General features: G+C 71.0%; 6 protein-coding genes and 2 pseudogenes. 6 read left to right on the forward strand and 2 right to left on the reverse strand.

All coding sequences use genetic code 11. The features are described 5' to 3' along the window. From A5702_RS26830 to A5702_RS00975, 5 genes and pseudogenes are all read left to right on the forward strand, one after another. Nucleotides 1–851: pseudogene (locus A5702_RS26830) on the forward strand (ATP-binding protein); the annotation flags it as partial. Then, nucleotides 848–1,246 carry a serine protease inhibitor gene (locus A5702_RS00960; RefSeq protein ID WP_055401282.1) on the forward strand — a complete coding sequence of 133 codons (399 nt, stop codon included), beginning with the start codon at nucleotides 848–850 and terminating at the stop codon, nucleotides 1,244–1,246. The pseudogene A5702_RS26830 and the gene A5702_RS00960, both read left to right, overlap by 4 nt. 6 nt (nucleotides 1,247–1,252) lie before the next feature. Beyond that, nucleotides 1,253–1,627, forward strand: coding sequence for a DUF742 domain-containing protein (locus A5702_RS00965; protein WP_067816043.1), 375 nt, complete (start codon nucleotides 1,253–1,255; stop codon nucleotides 1,625–1,627). Beyond that, on the forward strand, nucleotides 1,608–2,201 hold the full coding sequence (locus A5702_RS00970; RefSeq protein WP_055401278.1) for an ATP/GTP-binding protein: 594 nt from the start codon (nucleotides 1,608–1,610) through the stop codon (nucleotides 2,199–2,201). The genes A5702_RS00965 and A5702_RS00970 overlap by 20 nt, the downstream gene beginning before the upstream one ends. Then, a complete protein-coding gene (locus tag A5702_RS00975) occupies nucleotides 2,198–2,749 on the forward strand; it encodes a pentapeptide repeat-containing protein (RefSeq protein ID WP_068217478.1) in 552 nt (183 codons plus the stop codon). Before A5702_RS00970 ends, A5702_RS00975 begins: the two co-directional genes overlap by 4 nt. 5 nt (nucleotides 2,750–2,754) lie before the next feature. Here the strand turns inward: A5702_RS00975 and A5702_RS00980 are convergent, their stop codons facing one another. Both A5702_RS00980 and A5702_RS00985 read right to left on the reverse strand, forming a co-directional pair. Then, entirely contained in the window at nucleotides 2,755–5,247 is a 2,493-nt protein-coding gene (locus tag A5702_RS00980; RefSeq protein ID WP_067816038.1) for an ATP-binding cassette domain-containing protein, read from the reverse strand. Nucleotide 5,248: 1 nt separating this feature from the next. Beyond that, nucleotides 5,249–7,255 (reverse strand): annotated as a pseudogene (locus tag A5702_RS00985) (ATP-binding cassette domain-containing protein); the annotation flags it as partial. On the opposite strand from A5702_RS00985, the gene A5702_RS00990 reads away from it, so the two are divergent. Beyond that, nucleotides 7,152–7,623: ATP-binding cassette domain-containing protein (locus A5702_RS00990; protein WP_369817847.1), on the forward strand; the 472-nt coding region annotated here is incomplete at its 3' end. The pseudogene A5702_RS00985 and the gene A5702_RS00990 sit on opposite strands and share 104 nt — an antisense overlap.

Below are 7,623 nucleotides of genomic sequence, written 5' to 3' on the forward strand. Positions count from 1 at the left end.
GTGCGGGTCGCCGACTCCGGCCTGGGCATGAACGACACCGATCGGCGGATCGCCAACATGCGGCTGCAGGCCGGCGGCGAGGTCAGCCCCGACAACGCCCGGCACATGGGCCTGTTCGTGGTCGGCCGGATCGCTGCCCGGCACGGCATCCGGGTGGGGCTGCGCGGCCCGGCGGCCAACGAGGCGGGCTCCGGCTTGCGTTCGGCTTCGGGCGCCGGGACGGCGGGTTGCGCGCTGGGCGAGGACACCGCCCGGATCCGGGCCACCCGGGCGGGCTGGGCCGCGGCCGTGCCCTCGAGGATCGTCGGCGGCAGGTAGATCTCGGCGGTGGTGCCGGAGCCCGCCTCGTTGGCCGCCGGGCCGCGCAGCCCCACCCGGATGCCGTGCCGGGCAGCGATCCGGCCGACCACGAACAGGCCCATGTGCCGGGCGTTGTCGGGGCTGACCTCGCCGCCGGCCTGCAGCCGCATGTTGGCGATCCGCCGATCGGTGTCGTTCATGCCCAGGCCGGAGTCGGCGACCCGCACGACCTGGTCAACAGCCCCGACCTGGACTGGCAGTCGGTGTGGGACCGCGGCTGGACGCTCGCCGCCGCGGCCGAAGACAAGCCCGTCGAGTCGCGCACCGCCGAGCACGGTCTGCCGGTCCGCACGCCCGGCGCCCGGCTGGTTCCCGGGGCGGCCAACGGGACGGGCCTGCCCGGGCCGGACCAGCCGGACTCCGATCGGGAACCGCAGCACGCGGCCACGGCACGCGACCCCGAGGCGGTTCGGGCGTCGTTCAGCAGCCACTTCGGCGGGGTGCGCACCGGCCGGTCGCACGCCCGCGAGCAAGGGGATGATCAGGAATGACGTCGCCCGGTAATCCGCTGGACTGGCTGGTGACGCGGTTCGCCCGCGAGGTCCCCGGCGTGGCGCACGCCCTGCTGGTCTCCGTGGACGGGCTGCCCATCGCCGCCAGCGAACACCTCCCGCGCGAGCGCGCCGACCAGCTGGCCGCGGTGGCCTCCGGCCTGGCCAGCCTCGCGACCGGCGCGGCCCAGCTGTTCGAGGGCGGCCAGGTGCTGCAATCGGTGGTCGAGATGCAGAACGGCTACCTGCTGCTGATGCGCGTCGGCGACGGCTCGCACCTGGCCACGCTGGCCGAGACGTCATGCGACATCGGTCAAATCGGCTACGAGATGGCCATCCTGGTCGAGCGCGTCGGCGGCGTGGTGCAGTCCACCCGCCGGTCTGGCGTCTCGTGAGCCGCGATGGACGAATCCGAGCCCCGGCCGAGCCCGCGTAGCGGCAACCTGGTCCGCCCGTACACCCTGACGTCCGGACGGACCGGCACCGACGTCGACCTTCCCGTGGAAGCGCCGATCCAGACGTTGCAGGCCGGCCTGGCCCACAAATGGCCGCCCGACGACGTGAAAGGCAAGATCATCCAACTGTGCGTCGCCAGCCCGTCGGTCGCGGAGATCTCGGCCCGACTCGATCTGCCGCTCGGCGTCACGCGCGTCCTCGTCGGCGATCTGGTGTTGTCCGGCTACCTTCGGGTGCATAGGACGTTGTCCGAGCGTTCGACAAGGGATGAGCGCCACGAACTGATAGGAAGGACCCTGCGTGGCCTTAAGGCACTCTGAGGCGCGGCCCGACGTGCACTCCGATTCCGCCCACGCATCGACCAAGATCGTCATCGCGGGCGGATTCGGCGCCGGCAAAACGACTTTCGTCGGTGCGGTGTCGGAGATCATGCCGCTGCGCACCGAGGCGATGCTCACCGACGCCTCGACCGCCGTCGACGCGCTGGAGGCCACCCCGGACAAGCGGACCACCACCGTCGCGATGGACTTCGGCCGGATCACGCTCGAAGAGGACCTGGTGCTCTACCTGTTCGGAACGCCGGGGCAGCGCCGGTTCTGGTTCATGTGGGACGACCTGGTCCGCGGCGCCATCGGGGCGATCGTGTTGGTCGACTGCCGCCGCCTGGAGGACAGCTTCGCCGCCGTCGACTTCTTCGAGCACCGCAACCTGCCGTTCTTGGTCGCGGTCAACGAGTTCGACGGCGCGCCGCGCTACCCGGTCGCCGAGGTGCGCGAGGCGCTCACCTTGCCCGCGCACATCCCGGTGATCACGGTCGACGCCCGGGACCGCCGGTCGGCGACCGACGCCTTGATCGCGGTGAGCGAATACGCGCTGACCACCCTCGCCAGTTGACCGACCCCTGGGCCGATCGCGAGTTCACCGGCCACGATTTCACCGACTCAGACCTGAGCCGGCTGCGCACCGAGCGGGCCGTGTTCGACCAGTGCAACTTCAGCGGCGCGAACCTGGCCGAGTCGCAACATCGCGGGTCGGCGTTTCGCAATTGCACCTTTCAGCGAACATCGTTGTGGCACAGCACGTTTGCGCAATGCAGCATGCTGGGGTCGGTCTTCGTGCAGTGCCGAATGCGGCCGATCGTCTTCGACGAGGTGGACTTCACGCTCGCGGTGCTCGGCGGTAACGACCTGCGGGGCGTCGACCTGAGCGGCTGCCGGTTGCGCGAGGCCAGCCTGGTGGAGGCGGACCTGCGCAAGGCGGTGTTGCGCGGCGCCGACCTGTCCGGCGTGCGGGCGACGGGCGCCCGGCTGGACGACGCCGACCTGCGCGGCGCGACCGTGGATGCCTCGCTGTGGCGAACCGCGAGGCTGACGGGGGCGCGCGTGGACGTCGGTCAGGCCGTCGCCTTCGCGGCGGCTCAGGGGTTGCGGCTCGACGGCTGAGCGGCTCAGTGCTTGAGCCGGATCCGCCACCGCACGACGGCGGTGTACGCGATCGACAGCCCCACGAGCATGCCCATGTCGAACAGCCAGGCGCCGGCGGTGTGCTTGAAGTGGCTGTCGCGCGGGCTCTGCGGGCCGGGCGCCACCGTCCACAGATCGACGGTCGACGCCTGCGCGGCGTACCCCCACCGCGACGGCACCAGCCAGGACAGCTGGTCGAGGAAGATCCGGTTGGTCACCGGCACCATCCCGCCGGAGAGCACCATCTGCATCATCAGCGACACCACCAGCAGCGGCATGATCTGTTCGCTGGAGCGCGCCAGCGCCGACAGCAGCAGGCCCAGCATCGCCGCCGCCACGCACGTCGCCGCGACGGCGACGAACAGCTCGAGCGTGGCGTTGCCCAGCAGCACGGCCGGCCGCTTCGGGGTGCCCTTGCCCGCCACCACGATCGCCGTCGCGATGGCCGCCTGGACGACGGCGAACACACAGAACACCGCGACCTTGGCCAGCAGGTACGCCGTGGTCGACAGCCCGACCGCCTGCTCCCGCTTAAAGATCGGGCGCTCGCCGATGAGGTCGCGGATGGTCAGCGCGGTGCCCATGAACGCCGCGGCCATGGTGAGCAGCGTCAAAATCGTCCCGGCCTCGCCGGCCGATTCGCTGGTCGGATCGGCGTAGCCGAAACCGGTGTGGCCGGGCACGGTCAGCGACAGCGCGCCCATCACGAACGGCAACAGCGTCAGGAACACGAAGTAGGCGCGGTCGGAGACCACCAGCCGAACCTGGCGGCGGGCGATGGTGGAGAACTGGCGACGCATGCTGGTGCCCGGCGCGACATCCAGGTCGGCCGGCGCCTCGGTCTCCACCGCCGGCGGCGGCTTGTTCTGCGCCAGGAAACGGCGGTTGGCCTCGTCGGGGTCGGCGCCCACCTTCGCGAAGATCTGCGCCCAGTTGGTGGTGCCCATGACCGCCCCGATCTGGTCGGGCGGGCCCAGGAACGCCGTCTTGCCGCCGGGCGCCATCAGCAGCACCTGGTCGCAGACGTCGAGGTAGGTCAGGGAGTGGGTGACCACCAGCACCACCCGGCCGGCGTCGGCCAGCTGGCGCAGCATCGTCATCACCTGCAGGTCCAGCGCCGGGTCCAGGCCGGAGGTCGGCTCGTCGAGGATCAGCAGCGACGGCCCGGTGATCAGCTCGAGGGCCACCGAGGCGCGCTTGCGCTGGCCGCCGGAGAGCTTGTCGACGCGGGTGTCGGCGTGCTGGGTCAGCCCCAGCTCGTCGAGCACCTGGGCGACCACCTGTTCGCGGTCGGCCTTGCTGGTGTCGGGCGGCAGCCGCAGCTCGGCCGCGTACCCGAGTGCCTGGGTGACCGTCAGCTGGCGGTGCACGACGTCGTCCTGGGGGACCATCCCGATCCGGGTGCGCAGCGACGCGTACTCGGTGTGGATGTTGTGCCCCTCGAACGTGACCACCCCGGAGGTCGGGGTCGCGTACCCGGCGATCAACCGCGACAGCGTGCTCTTGCCCGCGCCCGACCCGCCGATCAGGGCGGTCAGCGTGCCCGGGCGGGCCGTCATGGAGATCCGCTCCAGCAGGCTCTTGCCGTTGATGCTGAAATCGACGCCGCGCACCTCCAGGCCTCCCGTGCGCGCCGCCGCCTCCTGGCGGCGGACCAGGATGCCGCCGGAGAACACCAGGTCGACGTTGCCGATGGTGACCACGTCGCCCTCGGACAGCACCGCGGACGCGGCCTTGACGCCGTTGACGAAGGTGCCGTTGCTGCTGTTGGCGTCCCGGATCTCGGGCCCCGCCGGCGTCGGGGTCAGGAACGCGTGGTGGCGCGAGGCCAGCACGTCGTGGATGACGATGTCGTTGTCGAGCGCGCGACCGATCCAGGCGGCGCGTCCGGGCCGGTCGGTCGCCCGGTCGGAGTCGGGCCCCAGGTTCTTCACCCGCGTGGTCGGGAACTCCGCCCGCTGGCCGCTCACGCCGATCTCGGTCGGCGGGATCGCGCCCGCCTGCGGCACCGCCCGGGTGCCGGCGTCCGGGCGGACGATCGGCACGGCGGTGGTGCGCTGCGGGCCCTCCCACTGGTACGGGCGCGGGGACTGGGCCGGGGCTTGCCGCGGCGGGGCGATGACCGGGATCGCCTCGGTCGTCGGCGGCAGCATGCCGACCGACCCGGTGTGGTGGCCGACCTCGAAGGTGATCCGCGGGCCGTCGGCCCTGCCGAGGTTGACGGTCTGGCCGTCGACGATGTCGAACTGTGGCACCCGCTGGCCGCCGACGTACACGCCGTTCTGCGAATTGTTGTCCAGCGCAATCCACTTGCCGTGGTCGAAGCGCAGCAGCAGGTGCGCGCGGGCGATCAGGGGGTGCGCCACCCGCAGGTCCGCGTGCAGGTCGCTGCCGACGACCACGTCGCAGCCGGCCGCGAAGCTACCCTTCGACCGGTCGGATCGAACCGTCAGCACGGGCTCGGCAGCTTGCGTCATGTCAACGTTTCAGCCGGATGTGCCAGCGGACGTAGGCGGTGTAGCCGATCGACAGCGCCGCGAGCATGAGCATGTCGAACACGAAGATGTGCTTGGAGTGCTGCCAGATCGGGTCGTTGGTCGGGATCTGCTTGACCTTCACCAGCGACGGAAAGTCGATCGACGAGGCGCCCGCGGCATAGCCCCACCGCGCGGGTGTCAGCCACGCGAGCTGCTCGAGGCCGAAGCGCTGATAGACGGGGATCATCCCGCTGGAGAACACCAGCTGCGACATGATCGACACCACCAGCAGCGGCATGATCTGTTCGTTGGACTGCGCCAGGGCCGACAGCAGCAGCCCCAGCATCGCCGACGCCACGCAGGTGCCTGCGACGGTGACGAACAGCGAGAACGTGGAGTTGCCGAAGAACGGCGGGTGCGCGGTCGGCGCGCCCTTGCCCAGCCGCACGATGATGGTCGCGATGGCCGCCTGCAGCGTCGCGAAGACGCAGAACACCGCGATCTTGGCCAGCAGGTAGGCGGTGGTGGACAGGCCGACGGCCTGCTCCCGCCGGAAGATCGGGCGCTCGCCGATCAGGTCGCGGATGGTCAGGGCGGTGCCCATGAAGACGGCGCCGATGTTCAGCAGCACCATGATGTACTGCGGCTGGGTGGGGGCCGGGCCGAGCGGGTCGGCGGGGCCGAGGCCGGGATGCGGGCCCTTCACGGTCAGCGACAACGCCCCGATGAGGAACGGCAGGATCGCCAGGAAGATCGTGTAGCCGCGGTCGGATACCACCAGGCGCACCTGGCGGCGGGCGATCGTGGACAGCTGCCGCCACAGGTCGGTCTTCGGCGGCTCGCCCAGGTCGGCCGGGCTTTGCGGGGAAGGTGGCCGCGACGACCCCTGGTCGCGTTCCTTGAACCGGCGGTTCGCCTCGTCCGGGTCGGCTCCCACCTTGGCGAAGATGTCGGCCCAGTTGCGGGTGCCCATGGCCGCCTCGACCTGGTCGGGCGGCCCGCAGAAGGCGGTCTTGCCGCCCGGCGCGACCAGCAGGATCTGGTCGCACACGTCCAGATACGACACCGAGTGGGTCACCACCAGCACCGTGCGACCGGCGTCGGCGAGCTGGCGCAGCATCAGCATGACCTGCCGGTCCAGCGCCGGGTCCAGGCCGGACGTCGGCTCGTCGAGCAGCAGCAGCGACGGCTGGGTGAGCAGCTCGAGGGCCACCGAGGCGCGCTTGCGCTGCCCGCCCGACAGCTTGTCGACCCGGGTCTCGGCGTGCTTGGTCATGTCGAGTTCTTCGAGGACCTGCGCGACGACCTGGGCCCGCTCCGCTTTGCTGGTGTCGGGCGGCAGGCGCAGCTCGGCGGCGTAGTTCAGGGCCTGGTTGACGGTCAGCTGGCGGTGCACGACGTCGTCCTGCGGGACCATCCCGATCCGGCTGCGCATCGTCGCGTACTCGGCGTGGATGTCGTGGCCCTCGAAGGTCACCGAGCCCGACGTGGGGCTGGTGTAGCCCACGATCACCCGCGACAGCGTGGTCTTGCCGGCGCCCGAGCCGCCGATGATGGCGGTCAGCGTGCCGGGCCGCGCGGTCAGCGAGATGTGGTCGAGCAGTTGCTTGTTCTGCTCGACGGTGTAGCAGACGGAGTTCACTTCCAGGCCGCCGGTGCGCGTCGCGGCCTCGGTGCGGCGCAGCAGGGTGTCGCGGGTGAACACCAGGTCGACGTTGCCGATGGTGACCACGTCGCCCTCGGTCAACACCGCGGACCCCACCCGCACGCCATTGACGAAGGTGCCGTTGACGCTGTGCGCGTCGCGGATCTCGGTGCCCAGCGGCGTCTGGGTCAAAAACGCGTGATGGCGGGAGGCGAGCACGTCCTGGATGACGATGTCGTTGTCGGTGGACCGGCCGATCGTGATCGCGCCGGACGGCTTCGGCATCGCGCCGGATCGCGACGGCATGAGCGCCTGGAACATCTTGGTCGCCAGGTTGGCCACCTCGGGCGGCTTCGCGGCGCTGCGCGACACCCTGCTGCGCCGCACCGAGGCCGCGACGCGCACCGGCGGCCTGGAAGTGAACTCCGTCTGCTACACCGTCGAGCAGAACAAGCAACTGCTCGACCACATCTCGCTGACCGCGCGGCCCGGCACGCTGACCGCCATCATCGGCGGCTCGGGCGCCGGCAAGACCACGCTGTCGCGGGTGATCGTGGGCTACACCAGCCCCACGTCGGGCTCGGTGACCTTCGAGGGCCACGACATCCACGCCGAGTACGCGACGATGCGCAGCCGGATCGGGATGGTCCCGCAGGACGACGTCGTGCACCGCCAGCTGACCGTCAACCAGGCCCTGAACTACGCCGCCGAGCTGCGCCTGCCGCCCGACA

Origin of the sequence: Mycobacterium sp. E3339, from assembly GCF_001666915.1 — a bacterium.
Lineage (GTDB): Bacteria > Actinomycetota > Actinomycetes > Mycobacteriales > Mycobacteriaceae > Mycobacterium.

Bases quoted from the DNA above. Each gene is read 5' to 3' on its own strand.
- A5702_RS00980 (WP_067816038.1), bottom strand. From the start codon at position 5,247: ATGACGCAAGCTGCCGAGCCCGTGCTGACGGTTCGATCCGACCGGTCG.
- A5702_RS00965 (WP_067816043.1), top strand. From the start codon at position 1,253: ATGGACGAATCCGAGCCCCGGCCGAGCCCGCGTAGCGGCAACCTGGTC.
- A5702_RS00960 (WP_055401282.1), top strand. From the start codon at position 848: ATGACGTCGCCCGGTAATCCGCTGGACTGGCTGGTGACGCGGTTCGCC.